At 72.5% G+C, this 22,351-nt stretch carries 21 protein-coding genes; 10 read left to right on the top strand and 11 right to left on the bottom strand.

Annotated features, from left to right (window positions below):
• The first annotated feature begins 30 nt into the window (after nucleotides 1-30).
• From BN6_RS02880 to BN6_RS46445, 3 genes are all read left to right on the top strand, one after another.
• Nucleotides 31-747 (top strand): GNAT family N-acetyltransferase, encoded by a 717-nt coding sequence (locus tag BN6_RS02880; RefSeq protein WP_015098028.1) that lies wholly within the window; start codon nucleotides 31-33, stop codon nucleotides 745-747.
• Nucleotides 748-785: 38 nt separating this feature from the next.
• Entirely contained in the window at nucleotides 786-1,805 is a 1,020-nt protein-coding gene (locus BN6_RS02875; protein ID WP_015098027.1) for an NADP-dependent oxidoreductase, read from the top strand.
• A gap of 326 nt (nucleotides 1,806-2,131) precedes the next feature.
• Nucleotides 2,132-2,665, top strand: coding sequence for a hypothetical protein (locus BN6_RS46445; protein ID WP_063641778.1), 534 nt, complete (start codon nucleotides 2,132-2,134; stop codon nucleotides 2,663-2,665).
• Between the two features lie 22 nt (nucleotides 2,666-2,687).
• Here BN6_RS46445 and BN6_RS02865 read toward each other — a convergent pair whose 3' ends face one another.
• The gene (locus BN6_RS02865; RefSeq protein WP_015098025.1) at nucleotides 2,688-3,884 is read right to left on the bottom strand and encodes an amidohydrolase; all 1,197 of its coding nucleotides are present in this window, start codon (nucleotides 3,882-3,884) and stop codon (nucleotides 2,688-2,690) included.
• Nucleotides 3,881-5,497 (bottom strand): FAD-binding oxidoreductase, encoded by a 1,617-nt coding sequence (locus BN6_RS02860; protein ID WP_041311757.1) that lies wholly within the window; start codon nucleotides 5,495-5,497, stop codon nucleotides 3,881-3,883. Before BN6_RS02860 ends, BN6_RS02865 begins: the two co-directional genes overlap by 4 nt.
• 16 nt (nucleotides 5,498-5,513) lie before the next feature.
• On the opposite strand from BN6_RS02860, the gene BN6_RS02855 reads away from it, so the two are divergent.
• A complete protein-coding gene (locus BN6_RS02855; protein ID WP_015098023.1) occupies nucleotides 5,514-6,089 on the top strand; it encodes a TetR/AcrR family transcriptional regulator in 576 nt (191 codons plus the stop codon).
• Complete coding sequence (locus BN6_RS02850) at nucleotides 6,086-7,588, top strand: glycerol-3-phosphate dehydrogenase/oxidase (RefSeq protein WP_041311754.1); 1,503 nt, start codon at nucleotides 6,086-6,088, stop codon at nucleotides 7,586-7,588. Before BN6_RS02855 ends, BN6_RS02850 begins: the two co-directional genes overlap by 4 nt.
• Before the next feature lie 144 nt (nucleotides 7,589-7,732).
• Here the strand turns inward: BN6_RS02850 and BN6_RS02845 are convergent, their stop codons facing one another.
• From BN6_RS02845 to BN6_RS02835, 3 genes are read right to left on the bottom strand one after another with little or no spacing between them, the layout of a single operon-like run.
• Complete coding sequence (locus tag BN6_RS02845; RefSeq protein WP_015098021.1) at nucleotides 7,733-9,400, bottom strand: WXG100 family type VII secretion target; 1,668 nt, start codon at nucleotides 9,398-9,400, stop codon at nucleotides 7,733-7,735.
• Complete coding sequence (locus BN6_RS02840) at nucleotides 9,397-9,711, bottom strand: type VII secretion target (RefSeq protein WP_015098020.1); 315 nt, start codon at nucleotides 9,709-9,711, stop codon at nucleotides 9,397-9,399. The genes BN6_RS02845 and BN6_RS02840 overlap by 4 nt, the downstream gene beginning before the upstream one ends.
• Nucleotides 9,712-9,722: 11 nt before the next feature.
• Complete coding sequence (locus BN6_RS02835; protein ID WP_015098019.1) at nucleotides 9,723-10,175, bottom strand: YbaB/EbfC family nucleoid-associated protein; 453 nt, start codon at nucleotides 10,173-10,175, stop codon at nucleotides 9,723-9,725.
• Nucleotides 10,176-10,372: 197 nt separating this feature from the next.
• Here BN6_RS02835 and BN6_RS02830 point away from each other — a divergent pair, with 197 nt between their 5' ends.
• The 3 genes from BN6_RS02830 to BN6_RS02820 are packed head-to-tail and all read left to right on the top strand — an operon-like array spanning nucleotide 10,373 to nucleotide 12,771.
• Nucleotides 10,373-10,633, top strand: coding sequence for a helix-turn-helix transcriptional regulator (locus BN6_RS02830; RefSeq protein ID WP_015098018.1), 261 nt, complete (start codon nucleotides 10,373-10,375; stop codon nucleotides 10,631-10,633).
• A 42-nt stretch (nucleotides 10,634-10,675) separates the two neighbouring features.
• Entirely contained in the window at nucleotides 10,676-11,587 is a 912-nt protein-coding gene (locus BN6_RS02825) for an ABC transporter ATP-binding protein (RefSeq protein ID WP_015098017.1), read from the top strand.
• Nucleotides 11,584-12,771 carry an ABC transporter permease gene (locus tag BN6_RS02820; protein ID WP_015098016.1) on the top strand — a complete coding sequence of 396 codons (1,188 nt, stop codon included), beginning with the start codon at nucleotides 11,584-11,586 and terminating at the stop codon, nucleotides 12,769-12,771. Before BN6_RS02825 ends, BN6_RS02820 begins: the two co-directional genes overlap by 4 nt.
• 985 nt (nucleotides 12,772-13,756) lie before the next feature.
• Here the strand turns inward: BN6_RS02820 and BN6_RS02815 are convergent.
• From BN6_RS02815 to BN6_RS02800, 4 genes are all read right to left on the bottom strand, one after another.
• Entirely contained in the window at nucleotides 13,757-15,028 is a 1,272-nt protein-coding gene (locus BN6_RS02815) for a cryptochrome/photolyase family protein (RefSeq protein ID WP_041311750.1), read from the bottom strand.
• Nucleotides 15,029-15,349: 321 nt separating this feature from the next.
• The gene (locus BN6_RS02810) at nucleotides 15,350-16,663 is read right to left on the bottom strand and encodes a citrate synthase (protein ID WP_015098014.1); all 1,314 of its coding nucleotides are present in this window, start codon (nucleotides 16,661-16,663) and stop codon (nucleotides 15,350-15,352) included.
• A gap of 271 nt (nucleotides 16,664-16,934) precedes the next feature.
• A complete protein-coding gene (locus BN6_RS02805) occupies nucleotides 16,935-17,873 on the bottom strand; it encodes a carbohydrate kinase family protein (RefSeq protein ID WP_015098013.1) in 939 nt (312 codons plus the stop codon).
• Nucleotides 17,870-18,466 carry a TetR/AcrR family transcriptional regulator gene (locus BN6_RS02800; RefSeq protein ID WP_015098012.1) on the bottom strand — a complete coding sequence of 199 codons (597 nt, stop codon included), beginning with the start codon at nucleotides 18,464-18,466 and terminating at the stop codon, nucleotides 17,870-17,872. Before BN6_RS02800 ends, BN6_RS02805 begins: the two co-directional genes overlap by 4 nt.
• 90 nt (nucleotides 18,467-18,556) lie before the next feature.
• On the opposite strand from BN6_RS02800, the gene BN6_RS02795 reads away from it, so the two are divergent.
• Complete coding sequence (locus BN6_RS02795; protein ID WP_015098011.1) at nucleotides 18,557-19,699, top strand: acyl-CoA dehydrogenase family protein; 1,143 nt, start codon at nucleotides 18,557-18,559, stop codon at nucleotides 19,697-19,699.
• A 19-nt stretch (nucleotides 19,700-19,718) separates the two neighbouring features.
• Nucleotides 19,719-20,204: a hypothetical protein gene (locus BN6_RS02790; RefSeq protein WP_015098010.1), complete on the top strand. Its 486-nt coding sequence runs from the start codon at nucleotides 19,719-19,721 to the stop codon at nucleotides 20,202-20,204.
• Nucleotides 20,205-20,250: 46 nt separating this feature from the next.
• Here BN6_RS02790 and BN6_RS02785 read toward each other — a convergent pair whose 3' ends face one another.
• Complete coding sequence (locus BN6_RS02785; protein WP_015098009.1) at nucleotides 20,251-21,441, bottom strand: amidohydrolase; 1,191 nt, start codon at nucleotides 21,439-21,441, stop codon at nucleotides 20,251-20,253.
• A gap of 19 nt (nucleotides 21,442-21,460) precedes the next feature.
• Nucleotides 21,461-22,333, bottom strand: coding sequence for an aldose 1-epimerase family protein (locus BN6_RS02780; RefSeq protein ID WP_015098008.1), 873 nt, complete (start codon nucleotides 22,331-22,333; stop codon nucleotides 21,461-21,463).
• Between the last annotated feature and the right edge of the window lie 18 nt (nucleotides 22,334-22,351).

The following is a 22,351-nucleotide window of genomic DNA, read 5'->3' as shown; positions in this document are numbered from 1 at the left end:
CGAGGGTAGACCGTCGGCGATGATGCGGTCATGCGTGTTTTGCGGAACCCGGACGAGGTGGCGGCGGCGAACCCGGACCCCCTCGTCCGCTGGGCGGCCCAGTGCGTGCGACCGGGTCGGGGCGGGTTGGCGTGGGCGCACGGCGGCGCGGTGGGCGTGCTCGCGCCGAACCTCAACCGGCGCGACCGGCTGGTGCTCGCCGGACCGGTGGACGGCATCGCGGCGATCCTGCGCGCCCGCGCCCGCCCCGGCGTGGGGCCCCTGGTCCTCGCGGAGGTGGCCCGCGACCTGCCGGAGTCCCCGGCGCGGGCCACGTTCGGCTGGATGGAGCGCACCGGCGCGCTGGACGTCCCCGACCTGCCCTGGCTGGACCAGACGGCCTGGGACGACGTGGAGTCGTTGCTGCGCAAGGCGAGCCCGAACTCGTACGCCTGGCCGTACGAGCCGGGGCCGTGCCGCTGGACCGGGATCCACGACGAGGACGGCACGCTGGTCGCGGTCGGCGCGGACGCGTGGTCGGCACCCGGCGTCGGGTTCCTCGCGGGCGTCGCCACCCACCCCGACCACCGCGGACGTGGCCTGTCCAGCCGGATCTGCGCGTTCCTGACCAGCGCGCTGCTGCGCGAGCACGGCACGTGCGCGTTGATGGTCGACGGGGGCAACTCTGCGGCGATCAGGGTCTACGAACGGCTCGGCTACGCGTACCGGAGCGTGTCGGTGTTGCGCGACGCAGGTCACACTGACTGACCGGAACACCTCGCGGACGCGCCGGGGTTGACGAAGTCATGACCGTCCCGAGCACCGCGCACGAGATCCGGCTGGCGTCGCGCCCCGAGGGCTTCCCGACGCCGGAGAACTTCGACCTCGCCGAGGTGCCGGTGCCCACACCGGGTGCCGGCCAACTGCTGGTGCGCACCCTGGTGATGAGCGTCGACCCGTACATGCGCGGCCGGATGAACGACGCCAAGTCGTACGTGGCGCCGTACGAGGTCGGCAAGGCGCTGGAGGGTGGCGCGGTCGGCGAGGTCGTCCTCTCCAACGCGCCCGGTTTCGCGGTCGGCGACACGGTCCTGCACGGCCTGGGCTGGCGTGAGTACGCCGTCGTGGACGCCGAGCAGGCCGCGAAGGTCGACCCGCAGCGCGCGCCGCTGGGGGCGTACCTGGGGGTGCTGGGCATGCCGGGGCTGACCGCGTACGCGGGCCTGGTGGACGTGGCGGGCCTCAAGGAGGGCGACGTCGTGTTCGTGTCCGGCGCGGCGGGCGCGGTCGGGCAGGTCGCGGGCCAGGTGGCGAAGCTGCGCGGCGCGTCGCGGGTGATCGGCAGCGCGGGCACCGACGCGAAGGTGGAGTACCTGATCGACGAGCTGGGCTTCGACGCGGCGTTCAACTACAAGGACGCCCCGGTGGCCGAGCAGCTGGCGGCGGCCGCGCCGGACGGCGTCGACGTGTTCTTCGACAACGTCGGCGGCGACCACCTCGAAGCTGCGATCGCCTCGTTCACCCTGCACGGCCGCGCGGCGCTGTGCGGCTCGATCTCGGGCTACAACGCCACCGAGTCGACCCGCCCGCCCGGCCCGCGCAACCTCGGCCTGGCCGTGGGCAAGCGGCTGACCCTGCGCGGCTTCCTGGTGTGGGACCACGCGCACCTCCGCGACCAGTTCGAGCGCGAGGTGACCGCCTGGATCGCCGAGGGCCGGCTGCGCTACCGCGAGACGATCACCGAGGGCGGCCTGGCGAAGGCCCCGGAGGCGTTCCTCGGCATGCTGCGCGGCGAGAACACCGGCAAGGCCCTCGTCACGTTCTGACCCACCCGCCGGACGCGGACCCACCACCCCCGGTCCGGCCACCCCGTCCCGACCACGCCGCACCCGCTCAGGGCCGGCCGGTCCGGCCGGACCGGGGCCGCACAGTCCGGCCGAATGGGGGCGCACGGCCGGACTGGGTGGTTGGCCGAACCGGAACCGCACCACCAGCCGAACGGGGGCCGCACGGCCGAACCGGGGCGGTCGGGGGCGGACCTGGGGGTCGCACCCGGTCGGCCCGCTTGACGCGATCCGGACGGGCAGGGGCGCGTTGCGCTTGGCGCGCTCCGGGGACGGGATCGGGGGTCGGCTGGGTTAGGTTCACGCGGGTGGAGAACCTGCTGCACGCCTATGGGCGCGCCACCGACACCCCCGCACACCTGGCCGCGCTCACCGGTGACGACGACGACGCGCGCAAGGCCGCGCTCTACCACCTGACGTCGGCGATCATCCACCAGGGCACGCCGTGGAGTGCCACGCCGCACGTCGTCCGCGAGGTCGTCGGAGTGCTGGACGACCCCCGCGCCGCGCTCGCCGTCCCCGGCCTGCTGGCGTTCCTGGCCGAAGTGGTCGAGGTCGTCGCCCCGGAGCACCGCGCCGAGTTCGTCACCATGGCGCACCCGGCGGGCCGGGACGTCGACGCCGAGGTCACCGCCCTGCTCGACGAGGAACCCGAAGACGACGACGAGGGCGCGGCGGTCTACGAGGACGCGGAACTCGCCGACGCCCTGTTCGCCCGCTCCATGCTCGGCATCGAAGAGCTGGTGCCCCACGTCCTGGCCGCCGTCGAGCCGCTGACGACCGATCCCGCCGTCGGACCGCAGGCCGCCGAACTGGCCGACCTGTGCCGGCAGAAGATCTGACCCGCCGGCCCGACCGCCGGCGTCAGACCAGTTCGCCGCCCGCCGCGACGACCCGCCCGCCGTGCACGACCAGGGTTCGCGGCGCGCGGTCCATCACCGCCGCCGTCACCGTGTCGCCCGGCACCACGACCAGGTCGGCCGGGGACCCCTCGGTCAGCCCGTGCGGCCGGCCGACGACCGCCGCACCGCCCCGGGTGGCGATGTCCACGCACATCTCGACCAGCGCGTCCTGCCGGAACCCGTTGCGGTAGGCCAGCTGCCAGGCCCGGTCGAGCATGTCGCCGTTGCCGTAGGGCGACCAGTAGTCGCGCATCCCGTCCTGCCCCAGCCCGAGCCGCACGCCCGCCCACCGCAACTGCCGCAGCGGCAACGGTTCCCGCACGCCGGGCGCGACCGTGGTCACCGCCACGTCGTGCTCGGCGAGCAGGTCCACCAGCTCGCGCTGCCGCTCGGCGTCCACTGAGGACAGCGCGAAGGCGTGGCTGATGGTCACCTTGCCGCGCATGTCCAGCGCCGCGACCCGCTCGCAGATGAGCTCGACCTGGAACGCGCCCAGCGACCCGGCGTCGTGCAGGTGCACGTCCACGCCGCGCTGGTGCTTCTCGGCCAGCCCGAACACGACGTCGAGGTGCCGCACGGGGTCACGGTCGTAGCCCGCCGGGTCGAGGCCGCCGACCAGGTCGGCACCGGCCCGCAGCGCGGCCTCCAGCAGGTCGGCGGTGCCCTTCTCGCGCAGGATGCCGCACTGCGGGAACGCCACGACCTGCACGGTCGCCCGCCCGGCGTGCGCTTCGCGGGCGGCCAGCACGCCCTCCAGCTTGTCCAACCCGGAGTCGACGTCGACCTGCGCGTGGCTGCGCACGATCGTCGCGCCGGCCGCGATGGTCAGCCCGAGGGTGTGCGTGGCGCGCTCGGCCACGCCGCGCTCGGCGGACCGCCAGTTGCGCCGGTCGTTGTCGATCAGCTCGCCGAGCCCGGCGCCGGCGCTGTGCGGCCGGAACGGCAGCCCGAGCCGGGTCGAGTCGAGGTGCGCGTGGACGTCCGCGAAGGACGGCAGCAGCACCCCGCCCGCGCCGTCCACGACGGGCACGCCCGGCGGCGCGTCCACGTCGGCGCCGATCGACGCCACCAGCCCATCAGTGCACAGGACGTCCACCGCGGGCACGTCAAGGCTGTTGGGCCACGGCCGCACGGAACGGATCAGCAGATCACCGGTCACGTCCGTGAAGCTAGCCCGGACGGGAGGAGCTTGCCAGGGTTGAGCACCCCGGTCGGGTCGAGCGTCCGCTTGACGGACGCCAGCACGTCCAGCCCGAGCGCGCCGATCTCGGTCTCCAGGTAGGGCGCGTGGTCCCGCCCGACGGCGTGGTGGTGGCTGATCGTGCCGAGCCCGGCGATGGCTTCACTGGCGGCGGCCTTGGCCACCTGCCACTGCCCGATCGGGTCGGCGACCGACCGCGCGGTCAGGACGGTGAAGTAGAGGGACGCTCCGGTCTCGTACGCGTGCGAGATGTGGCACATCACCACGCAGTCGCCGAGCGCGTCGCGCAGCGCCTCGCGCACGACGGCCCGCAGTTCGGACACCCGGGACCAGTGCGTGGCGGTCTCCAGCGTCTCGACGCACACGCCGACCTCCATCAGCGCGTCGCGCTGGCGGGGCCCGTTGAACCGGCCGTGCCGCCACGCCTCGCCCAGCGGTCGTCCCAGCGGGACCAGGCGCAGGCCGCGCACCGTCTCCCGCCGCTTGCGCCGGACCTCGTCCTCGGACGCGCCGTGCCAGCCGAGCACGAGCAGGCACGGCCGGGCGAGACCGCGGGCCCGCAGGTAGGTCTTGAGCGCGGCGGTCTTCCAGCCGCCGGCCAGCGACAGGGACACCTCGGTCTCGTCCACATCGGACAGCCGGGTCACGTCGGCGAGCACCCGGCGCTGCGCGAGCGCGCGCACCACGTCCGACCCGCGCGCCCACCCGTCGACGGCGAAGCCCTCGTAGCGCTCGACCACCGGCCGCGGCCGGACCCGCAGCGACACCTCGGTGATGACGCCGAACGCGCCTTCGCTGCCGATCACGAGCTGCTTGAGGTCGGGTCCGGCGGCCGACGCGGGCGCGGCTCCCAGCCGCCACTCGCCGACCGGTGCGGCCAGCCGCACGCCCTCCACCAGGTCCTCGAACCGCCCGTAGCCGGCCGACGCCTGCCCGGCCGACCGGGTGGCGGCGAACCCGCCGATGGTGGCCCGCTCGTAGGACTGCGGCACGTGACCGAGGGTGAAACCGTGCGGTGCCAGCAACTTCTCCGCCTCGGGCGCGGGCAGGCCGGCTTGCAGCACGGCGATCCGGGACACCGGGTCGACCGACACCAGCCGGTCCAGCCGGGCCAGGTCGAGCGCGATCACCGCGGCCTTGTCACCGCGCAGCGCCGCGACCCCGCCCACCACGGACGTGCCGCCGCCGAACGGCACCACGGCCACGTCGTGCTCGGCGCAGGTCCGCAGCACCTCGACCACCTGTTCCGGCGACCCGGGCAGCACGACGGCGTCGGGCACCGCGAGGGCGCCGTCACCCCGCTGCTCCAGAATGTCTACATAGGACAGACCGCCGGCCCGGCCCAGCCGGGAGTCCCGGTCGACCCGGACGAAACCGGGACCCACCACCGCGTCCAGCGCGGTGTGCGCGGTGTCGGACAGCGCGGACGCGGGCACGGCGGGCGTGCGCGCCGGGGTGCGGACCTCGGCCAGGCCGGTCCGCTGCCGCAGCCACCGCAGGGCGTGCGGCGGCAGTTGCGCCGTGGTCGGGGTCCACCTGCCCCGGAGGGTGTGGTCGATGCGCTCGGTCACCGCTACAGTGTGACACATGACGCCCCAACGTCACAGTGATGACGCGCTCCTCGACGCGGCCCGCGACTGCGTGGTCGAGGTCGGTGTCCGCCGCACCACGCTGACGGACATCGCCAAACGCGCCGGCGTGAGCCGGATGACCCTCTACCGCCGGTTCCCGGACGTCCGAACCCTGGTCAGAACCTTGATGACCAGGGAGTTCGGCGCGCTGCTGCGGCGCGTGGAAGAGCCCGGCCCGGACGGCGCGAACGCCCGCGAGTGCCTGGTCGGCCGGGCTGTCGCGGGCATCCGGCTGCTCGCCGCCGACCCGCTGATGCGCCGCGTGCTCGACCTCGACGCCGAACTGATGCTGCCCTACCTGGTGCAGCGCCTGGGCAGCACGCAGCTGCTGGTCGAGGCGTTCCTGCGCGCCCAGGTCGAGGCGGGCCACGCCGACGGGTCGATCCGGCCCGGCGACGCCGCCGCCCAGGCCCGCCTGGTCCTGCTGACCACGCAGTCCCTGGTGCTCTCGATCCGCCCGGCCACCACCGACCTGGACTTCGAGGCGCTGCTCGCCGAACTGGCGGTCTTCCTCGACGCGGCCCTGTCGTGAGCACGCCCCAGGCGAGCACCTCGCTCGACGCCGCGCGCCGCCGCCGGGACCTCGCCGAGGTGGCCGAGCGGACGGTGGACCTGCTGGTCGTCGGCGGCGGGGTGACCGGCGCGGGAGTCGCGCTGGACGCCGCCGCGCGCGGCCTGGACGTGTGCCTGGTGGAGGCGCACGACCTGGCGTTCGGCACGTCCCGCTGGTCCAGCAAGCTGGTCCACGGCGGCCTGCGCTACCTCGCGCGGGGCGAGGTGGGGCTGGCGTTCGAGAGCGCGGTGGAGCGCGGCGTGCTGATGACCCGCACCGCGCCGCACCTGGTCCGCGCCCTGCCGCAACTGGTCCCGTTGCACGACAAGGCCAACGACCCGCTGGTGCTGGCCGGGCTGCACGCGGGCGACGTGCTGCGCCGGCTCGCGGGCACGCCGTCACAGGTGCTGCCCGGCCCGCGCCGGGTGCCGGCCGCCGAAGCCCTGGCACTCGCGCCCGGCCTGCGCCGCGCGGGCCTGCGTGGCGGGCTGCTCAGCTTCGACGGGCAGCTGGTGGACGACGCCCGCCTGGTCGTCGCCCTGGCCCGCACCGCCGCCGGGCTCGGCGCGCGGATCATCACCAGGGCCGAGGTGACCCGCCTGGACGGGCGGACCGCGCACGTCGTGGACGGCCTGACCGGCGAGTCCCTGACCATCCGGGCCAACGCCGTGGTGAACGCGGCCGGCGTGTGGGCCGGGCGGCTGGTGGACGTGAAGCTGCGCCCGTCACGGGGTTCGCACCTGGTGCTGGACGCGGGCGCGCTCGGCGTCGGGCGCACGGCGCTGACCGTGCCCGTGCCGACCGAGCGCAACCGGTACGCGCTGGTCCTGCCGCAGCACGACGGCCGCGTCTACGTCGGGCTGACCGACGAACCGGTGGACGGCCCCATCCCGGACGTCCCGGAGGTCCCGCAGTCCGATGTGGACTTCCTGCTCGACGTCGCTTCCTCGGTGCTGGAGCGGAAGTTGACGCCGGCGGACGTGCTGGGCAGCTACGCCGGCCTGCGCCCGCTGCTGGACACCGGCGACGGGCCGAGCGCCGACCTGTCCCGCCGGCACACCGTGCTCACCGAGGGCGGCGTCACCACGGTCGTCGGCGGCAAGCTGACCACCTACCGGCGGATGGCGGCCGACGCGGTGGACGCGACCGGCCTCACCGCCGCCAAGTCGCGCACGAAATCGTTGCCCCTGGTGGGTTCCGGGCCGCTGATGGGTTCCGGGCCTTCGGTGGGTTCCGGGCCGCTGGTGGGTTCCGGACAGGCGGCGGGTCCGGCGGACCTGGTCGCGCGGTACGGCTCGGAGGCGTGCCGGGTCGCCGAGATCGGCGAGTTCGCCTGGGCCGTGCGGCACGAGGGCGCGCTGGACGCCGACGACGTGCTGGACCGGCGCACCCGCATCGGCCTGGTGCCCGCCGAACGCCGGGCCCGCGAGGCCGAGGCCCGCCAAGTCGTCGCCGACGAACTCGCCGCCCTGGCCTGACCACCCCGGCAGACCTCAACACACCAGCTCACGACACGTCGACCCACGCACATCGACACGCGCACGTCGACCCACGGCGTCAAACCCCTGTGGCACAAGCGAAAGGGGCCTCCCGCACAGGAGGCCCCCTTCGTCCTTACCGCGTCACTCGCCGATGATCGGCTTCGCCGCCTTGGGCGGCTCCTCGATCAGCGGCTCGCCCTCCAGCCGGACCTTGCGCTGGTGGTCCTTGCCGTCGCCCTGGCCGGGCGCACCGGCCATCGGGGCCATCATGCCGCCGGCGCCCATGCCGCCGCCCGGACCGCGACCCGCGCCGCCGGCACCGCCGACGCCGCCGCCCGCGGCACCCGCCGCGCCCGTGCCCGCCGCCAGCACACCGGACGCGCCGCCCGCCTGGAGCGTCTGGCCGGCACCCGCGCCGCCGGCACCGGCACCGCCGCCGCCCGCGAAACCGCCACCGCCACCGGCGAAGCCACCGCCACCGCCACCACCGACGCCGCCACCCGCACCGCCACCCGCGGAGTGCGGCAGGTCGGTCGAGGTGAACGGCCGCACGGTCGGGATCGACGGGGTGGTGCCCGTCGTGCCGGTCGCGTGCGTGGTGTCACGAGAGGCCGCCGGGTACGTGATCGGCGCGACCTTCGGCGGAAGCTGCGAGGACCCGCCACCGGCCGGCACCCACCGGCCCGGCTCCCAGTGGCCGCCCGTGCCCGCGCCACCGCTGCCCGAACCGCCGCTGCCACCGCTGCTCCCGCCCGGCGTCGGCGGCCGGCTCACCACGGGACCACCCGCGGCGCCGCCCGGGTACGTGCCACCGGGGTAGGGGCCGCCGTCCGTGCCGACACCGCTGCCGGCGGGCGTCGGCGGTCGGCTGACCACCGGGCCCGCGTTCGGGGAGCCGCTGGTGCCGGTGTTGCCGCCACCGCCGCTCGCGCCGCTGCCCGGCGTGTACCGGTCGCGCGCGTTGCGGTCCATGTTCGCCAACTGGTCCTGGGTGAGCCCCAGGCCACCGGCCGAGTTGCGCGGACCCGCGCCGCCCGAACCGCCCTTGTTGGCGTGCGTCATGGAGGTGATCGCCTGGAGGATCTGCTTGGCGGTCGAGGCGATCGACTGCACCGACTTCACCAGGTCGATCAGCTTCTTGAGCGACTCGCCGAGCTTCTTGAGGAAGTCCATCAGCTTCTTGGCGTAGTTCACGGCCATCGTCACGATGTCCGAGATCGCCGCCGCGATGGCCGCGCCGAAGGTCAGGAACGAGGCCGCCAGCCACTGGATGATCTTCATGACCATGTCCTGCACGGCCTGGCCGATCAGGTCCATGATGGTCTTGCGGACCGTCGCGACCAGCTCGCCCGCGCCCTTGGCCGCGCCGGAGATGCCCTTCACGGCCTTGGCCAGCGTCTCCAGCCCGCCGGCGTGCTTCTTGCTCGCCTCGCGGTAGCCGTCGGCCGAGCGGCCCTTCCAGTTCTTGGTCTCCTGCTCGGAGGTGCGCCGGTAGTCCGCGACGATGCCCTCGATCTGCTTGGCCGCCGAGGCCCAGCTGTCGGACATCTTCTGGATCGACTCCGGGCTGCCCAGCAGCGCGTCGAACGGCTCCTTGAGGAAGCTGACGTGCTGCATGGCCCAGCTGAAACCCGCCGACAGCAGGCCGGACAGCGGGTTCGTGGACAGGCCGACGATGCTCATGGCCGTGTTCGCCACGCCCAGGCCCGCCTGCACCCAGTCACCGCGCTCGACCGCCGAGACGGTCCCCTGCACGTCGGTGATCAGGAAGGACGGGTCACGCCCCTGAGTGCTCGCCTGCGTGCTCATCCGCGCGCCTTTCCGGTGAACCCGAACGCGTTGTCCAGGTCGACGTTCTCGTAGAGGTCGGCGACCTCCTTGAGCCCCTGGGCCATGTCGGCGATGGTCTCGGTGGCCTGGCCGAGGATGTCCTGCGAGACGCCGGCGGTCTTGAGCAGGAAGGAGGCCAGGAACGACGCGAACGCGCCGAACGCGTCGGTCGACAGCGACGGGTCGGCGGTGTTGGTCGCCGAGAGCATCCGCTGCGTCAACTGGTCGACCGTGCCGGCGTGCGCCCGGATCTCCTCCGGGCTCACGTGGAACGACACGAACATGGACATCTACCCCCTGCTCAGGCCATCACGTCTGGTGGGTTGGTGAAGTAATCGTCGTCGGGCCTGGTGTCTCGACGCTGGATCTCCGGCTCCGGTTCCACCAGGTCGGTTCCGTCACCCGAATAGCCGTTGGGCATGTTCGCCTTGACGAAGTCCAGCGCCGGGCCGTCCCCGACGAAGTCGGTCATGATCTGCACGACCTGGCCGGCCGCGGCGCGCTGCGCCTGGCCGATGGCCGTCATGATCGCCCCGGAGATCCGCTCCGGGTCCTCCCCCCGCAGCGCGGGCCGCAGGATCAGGTTGGTCACCGCGCCGGACGCGTTGACCGTGACGGTGATCAGGCCGTCCGAGGACGTGGCGCTGCCACCGACCTCACCGAGCGAGTTCTTCGCCTGCTCGGCGTTCTGCTTGGCCTGCTCGATCTTCTGGCCGTACTGCGCGAGCCACTCGTCCGGCTCCTTCGGCTCCATAGAGTCACCCCTCCAGGCAACGGGGCTTTGCGGCCCACGACGCACATTCGACCGGTCGACGTTCGATTCGGTTCCCGGCTGCGTATCGTTTCATCGAAACGTGATTTCCGGGCGAGCCGGGCGTGGATACCGCCGTTCGGCTCATTGTGTGAAATGTTTACTTGCCGTTCTGTTGGGTTTTCGCAACACTTCGTAACATGAGTCCGGCACGCCGGGGGCCCGAGCAGCGGATCCACAACCGGATCCAGGTGCTGCGGGTCGAGCGGGGTATGAGCAGAGTGGGGTTGGCACAGGCGGTGGAGGTCAACCCGCAGACGATCGGCGCGCTGGAGCGGGGGGACCACTACCCCAGCCTGGACCTGGCGATGCGGATCTGCGAGGTGTTCGGGCTGCCGGTGGAGGCGGTGTTCAGCCGGCAGCCGTTCGAGCCGCTGTCGGCCCAGTTCTACCGCGGCTGACGGCGGCGGTCCGCGCGGGTGAGGCGACAGGAGGGAACGACCGTGGCTCAGGGCGTGCTGGAGGTCGACCGGATCTCCAAGCGCTACGGCGAGGTCGTCGCGTTGCGCGACATGGCGTTCGAGGTGCGGGCGGGCGAGCTGTTCGGGTTCGTCGGCAGCAACGGCGCGGGCAAGACCACGACCATGCGGATCGCCCTCGGGGTGCTCGCGGCCGACTCGGGCGAGGTGCGCTGGAACGGCGCGCCGATCACCCTGGAGACCCGCCGGCGCATCGGCTACATGCCCGAGGAGCGCGGGCTGTACCCGAAGATGAAGGTGCTCGAACAGCTCGTGTACCTGGCCGAGCTGCACGGCGTGACCACCAACGACGCGCACCGCTCGGCGGAGAACTGGATCGCCCGGCTCGGCCTGCGCGACCGGCGCGGCGACGAGGTGCAGAAGCTCAGCCTGGGCAACCAGCAGCGCGTCCAGCTCGCCGCGGCGCTGGTGCACGAACCGGACGTGCTGGTGCTGGACGAGCCGTTCTCGGGCCTGGACCCGGTCGCGGTGGACGTGATGAGCCAGGTGCTGCGGGAGAAGGCGTCGGCGGGCGTGCCCGTGGTGTTCTCCAGCCACCAGCTCGACCTGGTGGAGCGGCTGTGCGACCGGGTCGGCATCGTGCGCAGCGGCTCGATGGTCGCGTGCGGCACGGTCGACGAGCTGCGCGCCGGAGGGGCGGTGCAACTGGTCGTGGACGCGCCGGCGGCGCAACCCGGCTGGGCCGCCGACGTGCCCGGCGTGCGGGTGGTCGAGGTCGAGGGCACCCGCACGGTGCTGGACCTCGCGCCGGGCGCGGACGACCAGGCGGTGCTGCACGCCGCGCTGGCCACCGGACCGGTGCACGAGTTCACCCGCAGACGACCGTCGCTGACCGAACTGTTCCGCAGCGTGGTGACCGAGGAGCGCGTGGCATGAGCAGCCTGACCCCGAGGCGGGCGGTGTTCCTGGTCGCCCGCCGGGAGTTCCTGACCAAGGTGCGCGCCAAGTCGTTCGTCATCGGGACGCTGGCGATCATCGCCGTGATGGCGGGCTACGCGCTGTTCCAGACGGTGCTGATCGACCGGTCCGAACGCGACACCGTGGCCCTGGCAGGCCAGGCGACCCTGCTGGCCGAACCGCTGAAGCGGACCGCCGAGTCGTTCGGCCGCGAGATCGAGGTCGTGGACGCGACCGACGCGGCGGCGGCCGAGCAGCGGGTGCGGGCGGGCGAGGTGGACGTGCTGGTGACCGGCGCGCCGGACGCGCTGCGGGTCGTGGTGAAGGAGCGGTTGAACGACGCGCTGCGCAACTCGATCGACCTGATCGTCAAGCAGCAGGTGCTCAACGCCCAACTGGCGGAAGCCGGCCTGGACCCGGTGAGCGTGGCCCGCACCGTCGACGCGGCGAAGGTCGACGTGGTGGCGCTGGAACCGGGCGATTCCCAGCGCGGGCAGCGGATGGTGATCGGCCTGGTGATCGCGGCGCTGCTGTACTACTCGCTGCTGGTGTACGGGACGATGGTCGCGCAGGGCGTGGTGGAGGAAAAGTCCAGCCGCGTGGTGGAGATCCTCTTGTCCACCCTCCGCCCGTGGCAGCTGCTGCTGGGCAAGGTGGTGGGGCTGGGCCTGGTCGGGTTGCTGCAGCTGCTGATCATCGGCGGGATCGGCGTGGCGGTGTCGTCGGCGACGGGTCTGGTGGACGTGACGGGCTTGGCGAGCGGAGCCCTGGCCGTAGGCGTTCTGTGGTACCTGCTCGGCTTCTTCCTGTACGCGACGGTGTACGCGGCGGCGGCGTCCCTGGTGCCGCGCCAGGAGGAACTGCAGTCGGTGATGGCACCGATCAGCATGGTGATCGTGGTCGTGTTCGTGGTCGGCATCAACCTGATGATCCAGGACGGTTCGAGCACCCTCGTGGCGATCCTGTCGATGCTCCCCCCATTCGCCCCGATCCTGATGCCGGGCCGAATGGCGATGGGAGTCGCCCCCCTCTGGCAGGTGGCGGTGGCGGTGGTCCTGGCGATCGGCGCGGTGGCGGCGATCACCTGGCTGGGCGGCAAGGTCTACTCGAACGCCGTCCTCCACACCGGTTCCCGGGTCAAACTCCGCGACGTCCTGCGCTAGCCCACACCCCGAACCACCGCGCCCGACGCCACACACCATCCGACGCCACAACGAAATCTCGGCCAGCCCCAGCCCCAGCCCCAGCTCCAGGCCCGCACGCTGCCCCCGCCCGCTGCCCCCAGCCGCACGCTGCCCTCGGCGCGGGTCGCACTGCGGACCTTCGACGCGAGTCGCACTGCGGACCTTCCGCGTGAGCCGGAGCCCGTTACGAGCGGCGCTGCGGAACCTTCCGCGCCGGACTCGCTGCCGGCGAAGGCCGGATGCCTTGCGCCGGGAGCCGGATATCAAACGCAGCGCGCGAAGCCAAGGACACCGGCCCAGGCTCTGCCCACCAGCGCCCACCAGCGCCCACGCCCACCAGCGCCCACCAGTTCCCGCCAGTGCCAGCGCCCGCCAGTGCCAGCGCCCGCCAACGCCCGCCAGCGCGGACAGTGCTGGCTGATGCCAGCCGCTGCGGACCAGTGCTCGCCGATGCGACCGATGCCCACCGGTGCGGGCAGTGCTCGCCGCTGCCAGCCGGTGCCGCGCGCGGCGATCGCGGGCAGTGCTCGCCGCTGCGACCGGTGCCGGTCGGGCCGTGCGGGCGGTGGCGGATGCCGGCTGGGCGGGGCAGTGCGCGTGCCGGGCGCGGCGCTGGGCGGGCGATGCCGCGCGCCGGTGCCGCGCGCGTGGGCGGCCGGGTGGCGGGGTCGTCGTGGGTGGCGGGTCGTCGTGGGTGGCGGTGGGCGTTGGGGGTGGGATCTTGGTCGTGGTGGGGGGCCGTCGGGGGTGGGTGGGGGTCGTGGTGTTCGGTCCGGTGGGGTTCGAGGCGTCGGTATACAAACCGAGTGACGGGAACAGTGTTACCGTACGTTTTGTGGGGTTTCCCACCCTGTCGTGTGACGGCTGGTGCTCGGCGTCTACGTCCATCGGCTGACGTCTGCTGCTCCGCGCCAGAACCGGCGGTCTGCCAGGCGGGGCCGTCGCACCTACCGGCGGACTGTCCTCACGACTTGATCGCAGCGTACCGGGCCAGCGCGACTTCGCGTTCGTGCGCGTGATCCACGATCGGGTCGTGTGGCTTGTGCACCGCACGTCCCTTCACGTCCCTCAGCTCCGGCACGTACCGCCGCACGTACTCGCCGTCCGGGTCGAACTTCTCGCCCTGGGTCACCGGGTTGAACACCCGGAAGTACGGGGCCGCGTCGGTTCCCGTCCCCGCCGCCCACTGCCAGCCGTGCTGGTTCGACGCCAGGTCGCCGTCCACCAGGTGTTTCATGAAGTGCCGCGCACCCCACCACCACGGCAGGTGCAGGTCCTTCACCAGGAAGCTCGCCACCACCATCCGCACCCGGTTGTGCATCCAGCCCTCCGCCAGGAGTTGGCGCATCCCCGCGTCCACGAACGGGTAGCCGGTCTTCCCCGCGCACCACGCCTCGAACCGCTCGCGGTCGTGGTCCAGTTCCATCGCGTCGAACTTGCGGTCCAGGTTCTGGCGGGCCGATTCCGGGTGGTGCCACAGGACGTCGGCGTAGAAGTCCCGCCACGCCAACTCGTTGCGGTACGCCCGCGCGCCCTCGTCGTCGCCCAGTTCCGCCAGCAGGGTGCGCGGGTGCACGACGCCCCACCTCAGGTACGCCGACATCCGGCTGGTGCGGTCCAGGTCCGGCCGGTTGCGGTCGCGGTCGTAGTCCGGCAGGCGCTCGTCGCGGAACTTCTCCCACTCCGGGTAGAAGTCCGCCAACGGCTCGACGTCCGGCAGTTCCTCGGACTCCGCCGGCTCCAGCCAGTCCACAGTGGACTCGTCGGTGTCCGCCGGCTTGCGCCACCCGTGTTCCCGCCACACCTTGGAGAACGGCGTGAACACGCGGTACGGCGTCCCGTCCGGCTTCACCACCCGACCGGGCGTCACCGCGTACGGCGACCCGGCGCGGACCAGTTCGACCTTCCGCTCCACGGCCGCGTCCCGCTCCCGCCCGTACGGCCCGGCGTCCGCCGACACGTGGACCGTCGACGCCCCAACGGATCGCGCCACTTCCGGCACCACGTCGACCGGGTCCCCGGACACCACCATGAGCCGCCCGCCCAGCTTCGCGTCCAGCGCCCGCAGGCAGCGGAACATGAACCGCACCCGGGGCTGCCCGGCGACCGACAGCAACCGGGGGTCCAGGACGTAGAGGGCCAGGCCGTTCTTGGCACGTTCGGCGGCGGCCAGCAACGCCGGGTGGTCGTCCACCCGCAGGTCACGCCGGAACCAGACGACGGTCGAGGAATCCACACCCGGAACCCTAGGAGCGCCCGACGCGCACTGCACGACAGAGAGCCAACCGCCTCGACCACCCGTACGACGGAGACACCCGACCGACGGAGACACCCGATCACCTGGATGACCGCCGAGAAGGGAAAGGTGGACGAGCAGGCGAGAGGAGGGAACCGGGCGAGGGTTGCGGCGCGGGGAAGGGGAAGACGCGGGAAAGGGGGAAGACGAAGGCCCGCACCCCTTGTGGGGTACGGGCCTTGTAGCTGTCGTCGGCGAGGGCGGCGGTGCCGGGGGTGGAGTCGGCGGAGCCGGTGCCGACGGAGCCGGTGCCGACGGGGGTCAGCGCTGGTCGAGCGGCACGAAGTCGCGTTCCGGGGAACCGACGTAGATCTGCCGCGGGCGGCCGATCTTGGTGGCCGGGTCCTTGATCATCTCGCGCCAGTGGGCGATCCAGCCGGGCAGCCGGCCCAGGGCGAACAGCACGGTGAAGAACTTCGTCGGGAAGCCCATCGCGCGGTAGATCAGGCCGGTGTAGAAGTCGACGTTCGGGTACAGCTTGCGCTCGATGAAGTAGTCGTCGGCGAGCGCCGTCTCCTCCAGCTTCTTGGCGATGTCCAGCAGCTGGTCGTCGGCGCCGAGCTTGCCGAGGATCTCGTCGGCGGTCTTCTTGATGATCGCGGCGCGCGGGTCGTAGTTCTTGTAGACCCGGTGGCCGAAGCCCATCAGGCGGACGCCGTCTTCCTTGTTCTTCACCTTGCGCACGAACGACGCGACGTCGCCGCCCTCGTTCTTGATCTTCTCCAGCATCTCCAGCACCGCGCTGTTCGCGCCGCCGTGCAGCGGGCCGAACAGGGCGTTGATGCCGGCGGAGATCGAGGCGAACAGGTTGGCCTCGGACGAGCCCACCAGGCGCACGGTGGAGGTGGAGCAGTTCTGCTCGTGGTCGGCGTGCAGCACGAACAGCAGGTCCAGCGCGCGGACCAGGTCCGGGTCGACGTCGTAGGGCTCGGCCGGGAAGCCGAACGTCATCCGCAGGAAGTTCTCCACCAGGCCCAGCGAGTTGTCCGGGTAGAGGAAGGGCTGGCCGACCGACTTCTTGTACGCGTAGGCCGCGATGGTCGGCACCTTCGCCAGCAGGCGGATCGTGGAGATCTCCACCTGGTTGGCGTCGAACGGGCTGAGGCTGTCCTGGTAGAACGTGGACAGCGCGGACACCGCGGAGGACAGCACCGGCATCGGGTGCGCGTCGCGCGGGAAGCCGTCGAAGAACCGTTTCAGGTCTTCGTGCAGCAGGGTGTGTCGGCTGATCTTGGACGAGAACTCGTCCAGTTGCGCCTGCGTCGGCAGCTCGCCGTAGATGAGCAGGTAGCTGACCTCGATGAAGTTCGAGCGCTGGGCGAGCTGTTCGATCGGGTAGCCGCGGTAGCGCAGGATGCCCGCGTCACCGTCGATGTAGGTGATCTCGGACGAGCAGGACGCGGTGTTGACGAACCCGCTGTCCAGGGTGACCAGGCCGGTGTTGGCCAGGAGCTTGCCGAGATCGATACCGGGCGCACCCTCGGTGGCCGGTACTACCTTCATCTCGTGCTCTCCGCCCTGATGGCGCAGCGCGACGGTACGGGTGTCGTTCGGCGCAGTCGTCGCGTCGGGCATTCAGAGTCCCTCTCACGCTAGGGCGGGGTGGCCTCGTGCGGGTTCTCGCACGCGCGGGCACGCGGACGCGAGGCGTCCGGGACCGCAGCACCACCCCGTTGGGGTCCTGTCAGTTGTGCCACGCTAGTCGGCGGCCAACCCGCCTCCACAGCCGCGGCGTGAACCGATTCTGCGAGATGGGACCGGCATCACAAGGGATGCACGGAAGGCTAGCGTGCATCCCCCACCGTAGCCGTTTTGCCGCGTTTCTCCACCTCAACGGGGGTGAGAGCTAGGTCATCCCCAGCTCGCGTTTGAACGGCGGTTCCGCTCCGGCCCGGGAGCAGGTAATAGCGGCCGCGGCGCCGGCGAAGGTGAGCGCTTCGGCCCATTGCCCGGCGTCCATCGAGCGCACGGCCCCGGTGGACAACGCGTCGTGGTCGTCCAGCCAGGCGAGCAGCGATCCCTGGACCGTGTCGCCCGCCCCGATCGTGTCAACGACGTTCACCGGTGCGGGTGGGACGCTGATCACCTCACCGGTTCCGGTGAGCACGGCGAGCCCGTCGCCGCCCCGGGTCAGCACGACGGCCGCGGGGCCCGCGCCGCGCCAGTCCCGGACGACGTCGAGCACGTGCGCTTCGGGCGCGTCCTCGGGGAGTTCGGCGAGCCACCGGGCGTCGTCCACGGACACCTTGAGCAGACCGACGTGCGGCAGCCACGAGTCGTAGCGGTCGCGGTAGGCGCGCGGGTCGCGGATGAGGCCGGCGCGGATGTTGGGGTCCAGCACGGTGAGCGCGCCGCGTTCGGCCTCGCGCCACAGCACCCGCTCGTACGTGCTCGCGCCGGGTTCGAGCACCAGCGACAGCGTGCCGAACGACACCGCGCGCACGTCGGCGGGCAGTGGCCCGGGGTCGGTGACCTGGCGGTCGGCGGTGCCCTCGACGTAGAACGAGTACCGCGCGGACCCGTCGTCGGTCAGGCCGACGACGGCGAGCGTGGTCGGTTCGGGCCCGCGCTGGACGAGGTCGGTGCGCACGTTCGCGGCGTGCAGCCGGTCGACCAGGCGGTCGCCGAACGGGTCGGTGGAGATCCGGGACAGGAAGCCCACGGGGGCGTCGAGCCGCCCGGCGGCGACGGCGACGTTGTACGGCCCGCCGCCCAGCCGGGGTGCGAGCGTGCCCTGTGCGGTGGGCACGAGGTCGACCAGCGCCTCACCGGCGACGACGATCACGCCTGGCTCCGTTCTCTGCGCAGCCCGTCGAGCAGCAGTTCACCGAGCGCGGTGAACGCCTCCGCGTCGGTCACGCCGGCGCGGCGGGTCAGCACGCCGGTCTGGATGCCTTCGATGAGCAGTCCGGCCATTTCCGCGACGAGTGTCGCGTGGACTTCCCGGAAAACGCCTTCCTTGACGCCTTCCTGGATGAACGAGCGGATTCGCTCGGCGGCCGCGCGGGCATTGCGCTCGTAGGTGGACCGGGTGGGTGCGAATGCGGACACGTCGGCGATGAACTGCGCGGACGCGCGGCGCAGTTCTTCGGCGGCACCGGCCAGGTAGGTCCCGACCCGGGCCCGGACGTCCCTGATCTCCGACACCCGCTGCTCGATCCGCTGGGCCGCGCCCTTGAAGTACCGGCCGACTACTCGTACGGCGAGTTGTTCCTTGCTCGCCGCCAGCGCGTAGAGGGTCGATTTGGAGCAGTGCAGGCGTGCGGCGAGGTCGTCCAGCGTGAAGTGCGCGAAGCCCTCGGCGAGCACGAGCGTCTCCAACCGGCCGAGCAGGTCCACCTGCCGGGGCGTGAGGGGTCTGCGCGCGATCGAGGTCATGGAAACGACTCTGTCACACTCCCTGGTGACAGTACTGGCGTACGTCCTACAGTACTGTTCGGAGTACTACCGACGTCGCGGAGGTCGAAGATGCCCGCCGAGCGCCTGCTGCCCACCACCGAAGCCGAAGACCTGCTCGCCCTGGTCCGCGAGATCTCGCGGGACGAACTGGCGCCGCACGCGGCCGACGCCGAGGAGCACGCGCGCTTCCCGCGCGAGAAGTTCCGGCTGCTGGGCAAGAGCGGGCTGCTGGGCCTGCCCTACCCGGAGGAGTTCGGCGGCGGCGCACAGCCCTACGAGGTCTACCTGCAGGCGCTGGAGGAGATCGCGTCGGCGTGGATGTCGGTCGGGGTCGGGCTTTCCGTGCACGTGATGTCGAGCTACGCGCTGGCGACGTTCGGCACGCAGGAGCAGAAGCAGCGCTGGCTCCCGGACATCCTCGACGGCGACCTGCTCGGCGGCTACGCGCTCTCCGAGTCGCACGCGGGCTCCGACGCGGGCGCGCTGTCCACCCGCGCCGTGCGCACCGGCGAGCAGTACGTCGTCAACGGCACCAAGGCGTGGATCACGCACGCCGGCGTGGCGGACTTCTACACGCTCATGGCCCGCACGCAGGACTCCGGCAGCAAGGGCATCAGCTGCCTGCTCGCGCCCGGTCACGTCGAGGGGCTCGACGCCGCGCCGGCGGAGCGCAAGATGGGGCTGACCGGGTCGGTCACCGCGCAGCTCCGGTTCGAGGACGTGCGGGTCGACGCCGACCGGCTGATCGGCGAGGAGGGCGACGGGCTGAAGATCGCGCTGTCCGCCCTGGACTCCGGCCGGCTCGGGATCGCGGCCTGCGCGGTGGGCCTGGCGCAGGCGGCGCTGGACGAGGCCGTGGCGTACGCGAAGCACCGCACCCAGTTCGGCCGCGCGATCATCGACTTCCAGGGCTTGGAGTTCCTGCTGGCCGACATGGCGGCGGCGGTCGAGTCGGCGCGCGCCACCTACCTGGCGGCGGCCCGCCGCCGGGACCGGGGGCTGCCGTTCACCCGGCAGGCGGCGATCGCGAAGCTGGTGTGCACGGACGCGGCCATGAAGGTCACCACGGACGCCGTGCAGGTGCTCGGCGGCGCGGGCTACACCCGCGACTTCCCGGTGGAGCGGTACATGCGCGAGGCCAAGGTGTTGCAGATCTTCGAGGGCACCAACCAGATCCAGCGCGTGGTGATCGGCCGCGAACTGCGCCGGTGACGTGCGGCAGGATGGCCCGGTGACCGCACCCCTCCCCGGCATCGGCCCCCTGCACCACCAGCACGGCCCCGACGACCTGTCGATGTGGACCGTGCTCGAACCCCCGCGCAGCGCGCTGTACGGCGCGCCGGTCGACGCGCACATCATGCTCGAAGGCACCGACGACCCGGCCGGCGCGGACCTGGAGTTCGTGGCCGCCGTGCTGGCCGACGTCGACGCGCACATCGAGGCGGCGCTCCGCTTCGCGCACGCCCGGCTGCTGGAGGACCCGGCGTTCTTCGAGTGGGAGGACGCCGGACCGCACCGCGAGTTCGACGCGGCGACCTTCCCGCTGGGCGACCCGCAGTTCAACTTCTACTCCGACGGCTGGCTGCTGCGCTTCGCCGAGGGCGGGTTCCCGATCTGCGAGCCGTACGGGCTGGCGGTCTCGTTCGACCGCCACACCCCGATCCAGGTCGAGGGCCTGGCGGACAGCGAGGACCCCGAGGACCCCGGGGACGCGTAGGGCCCCCTACGACGCGCAGGAGGTCGAGGGCGGTCCGAGGCGTCGGTTAGCGCGTCCGGTACGGGCTCGCCACGACGCCTTCGCCGTCCTCGAACCGGTACACCTCGCGCCCTTCGACGAACACCCGCAGCGCGCGGCTCATCACGTCCAGCGGGTCGCCGGACCAGATCACCACGTCGCCGTCGAGGCCGGGCGCCAGCGAGCCGACCCGGTCGTCGAGCCCCATCATCCGGGCCGGGTTGGTGGTGATCGACCGGAGCGCGACGTCCCGGTCGAGCCCCTCTTTCACGGCCAGGGTCGCCTGGTGCACCAGGAAGTTGATCGGCACCACCGGGTGGTCGGTGGTGATGGCGATCTCGACGCCGGCGCGGGCCAGCACGCCCGGCGTGCGCAGCGTGCGCTGCCGCAGCTCGACCTTCGAGCGGGTGGTGAACAGCGGGCCGACGACGACCGGGATGTTCTTGTCCGCCAACAGGTCCGCGATCAGGTGGCCCTCGGTGCCGTGGTTGACCACGAGCCGGTAGCCGAACTCGTCGGCCAGGCGCAGCGCGGTGGCGATGTCGTCGGCGCGGTGGCAGTGCTGGCACCACGGCAGCGTGCCGTCGAGGACCTTGGTCAGCACCTCCATGGTGTTGTCCCGGTCGAACAGGCCCTCGGCGGCGGCCTTCCTGGCCGCGTAGTCCTGGGCCTTGGTGAAGGCGTCGCGGATGACGGCGGCGACGCCCTGCCGGGTGGAGGGCAGCTTCTTCTGGTCGCCGTAGACCCGCTTGGGGTTCTCGCCGAGCGCGCTCTTGACGCTCACCGGGTCGCGCAGCAGCATCTCGTCCACGGTGCGGCCCCAGCACTTCACCGCGACGGTCTGCCCGCCGATCACGTTGCCGGAGCCGGGCTTGATCACGGCCGTGGTGACGCCGCCGGACAGCGCGTCGGCGAACCCGATGTCGGCCGGGTTGATGGCGTCGAGCGCCTTGAGCCGCGCGCCGTTGGGGTCGGTCATCTCGTTGGTGTCCTGGCCGGCCCAGCCCTCGCCCTCCTCGTGCACGCCGAGGTGGCCGTGGGCCTCCACGAAGCCGGGCAGCACCCAGCCGCCCGCCGCGTCCACGACCGGCACGCCGTCCGGGACGGTGACGTCCGCGCCGACCGCGACGATCTTGCCGTCCTGGACCAGCACGGTCCCGTTCTCGATGGGCTCCCCGGACACCGGGACGACGTGGCCACCCGTGATCGCGACGTTCATACTTAGCGACGCTAACAACCTAGGCCAGGGGCCGCAAACCCCACCGCCCCGACCACGTCCCGCCCGGCTCCAGCCAGAGCAGGTCGACGCCCGAGTTCAGCGCGTCCGGCGGGCACGTCATCGGCTCGACGGCGACCGCGCGCCCCCGACCGGGGAAGGTCGCGGGCGTGTAGACCTGCACCCACTTGAAGTCCGGGTCCGCCCACAGCTCGACGCCGCCGCCCGGCCCGCGCAGCACGTGCCGCACGAGCCCGTCGACCGGTTCGCACCCGCCGAACGGCATGTCCAGGTGGACGCCCTCCAGCAGCCGCGCGACCTGGAAGTCGGTGTCGCCCTCGACCGGCACGGCCGGCCCGGACGGGATCATCGTGGCGGTGTCCAGCGGCAGCACGGTCGTGGCCGCGAGCGACAGCGAGGTCTCGTCGGTCTCGGACGTGCCGGCGCGCGGGTAGGGGTGCGTGCCGACGCCGAACGGCGTGCGGGCCGTGCCGACGTTGTGCACGACGTGGGTGACGGTGAGGCCGTCGCCGTCGACCGCGTACGTGATGGCCGTGCGCAGCTCCACCGGCCACCCCGGGCCGCTGACCGGGACCTCCAGCGTCACCGACGCCTCGGACCGCTCCGCGACGGCCCACGCGACCCGGCGCACCAGCCCGTGGATCGCGTTGCCCCGGGCGGGCTCGGTGATCTCCAGCTGTTGCGGCTCACCGGCGTGGGTCCACCTGCCGCCGGCCGTCCGGTTGGGCCACGGCACGAGCACCGCGCCGCAGCCCATCGGCGGTTCGTCGTCGTAGGTCTCGACGTACGGCACCCCGCCGACCTCGAAGGACTTCAGTCCCGCGCCGTTCGGGGCGATGACGGCGCGCGCCGCGCCGTGCGCGATTTCGACCATGGCCGCCATCCTCGCACC

Origin of the sequence: Saccharothrix espanaensis DSM 44229 (assembly GCF_000328705.1) — a bacterium.
In the GTDB taxonomy this organism is placed as follows: Bacteria; Actinomycetota; Actinomycetes; order Mycobacteriales; family Pseudonocardiaceae; genus Actinosynnema; species Actinosynnema espanaense.
The sequence above is the reverse complement of the archived record's forward strand: the minus strand, read 5'-3'. Positions and strand labels throughout refer to the sequence as shown.

What these genes read in the sequence shown, in the direction of transcription:
- BN6_RS02845 (WP_015098021.1), bottom strand. Translation starts at nt 9,400, where the DNA reads ATGAGCACGCAGGCGAGCACTCAGGGGCGTGACCCGTCCTTCCTGATC.
- BN6_RS02810 (WP_015098014.1), bottom strand. Translation starts at nt 16,663, where the DNA reads ATGCCCGACGCGACGACTGCGCCGAACGACACCCGTACCGTCGCGCTG.
- BN6_RS02840 (WP_015098020.1), bottom strand. Translation starts at nt 9,711, where the DNA reads ATGTCCATGTTCGTGTCGTTCCACGTGAGCCCGGAGGAGATCCGGGCG.
- BN6_RS02820 (WP_015098016.1), top strand. Translation starts at nt 11,584, where the DNA reads ATGAGCAGCCTGACCCCGAGGCGGGCGGTGTTCCTGGTCGCCCGCCGG.
- BN6_RS02880 (WP_015098028.1), top strand. Translation starts at nt 31, where the DNA reads ATGCGTGTTTTGCGGAACCCGGACGAGGTGGCGGCGGCGAACCCGGAC.
- BN6_RS02800 (WP_015098012.1), bottom strand. Translation starts at nt 18,466, where the DNA reads ATGACCTCGATCGCGCGCAGACCCCTCACGCCCCGGCAGGTGGACCTG.
- BN6_RS02835 (WP_015098019.1), bottom strand. Translation starts at nt 10,175, where the DNA reads ATGGAGCCGAAGGAGCCGGACGAGTGGCTCGCGCAGTACGGCCAGAAG.
- BN6_RS02795 (WP_015098011.1), top strand. Translation starts at nt 18,557, where the DNA reads ATGCCCGCCGAGCGCCTGCTGCCCACCACCGAAGCCGAAGACCTGCTC.
- BN6_RS02830 (WP_015098018.1), top strand. Translation starts at nt 10,373, where the DNA reads ATGAGTCCGGCACGCCGGGGGCCCGAGCAGCGGATCCACAACCGGATC.
- BN6_RS02780 (WP_015098008.1), bottom strand. Translation starts at nt 22,333, where the DNA reads ATGGTCGAAATCGCGCACGGCGCGGCGCGCGCCGTCATCGCCCCGAAC.
- BN6_RS02855 (WP_015098023.1), top strand. Translation starts at nt 5,514, where the DNA reads ATGACGCCCCAACGTCACAGTGATGACGCGCTCCTCGACGCGGCCCGC.
- BN6_RS02785 (WP_015098009.1), bottom strand. Translation starts at nt 21,441, where the DNA reads ATGAACGTCGCGATCACGGGTGGCCACGTCGTCCCGGTGTCCGGGGAG.
- BN6_RS02875 (WP_015098027.1), top strand. Translation starts at nt 786, where the DNA reads ATGACCGTCCCGAGCACCGCGCACGAGATCCGGCTGGCGTCGCGCCCC.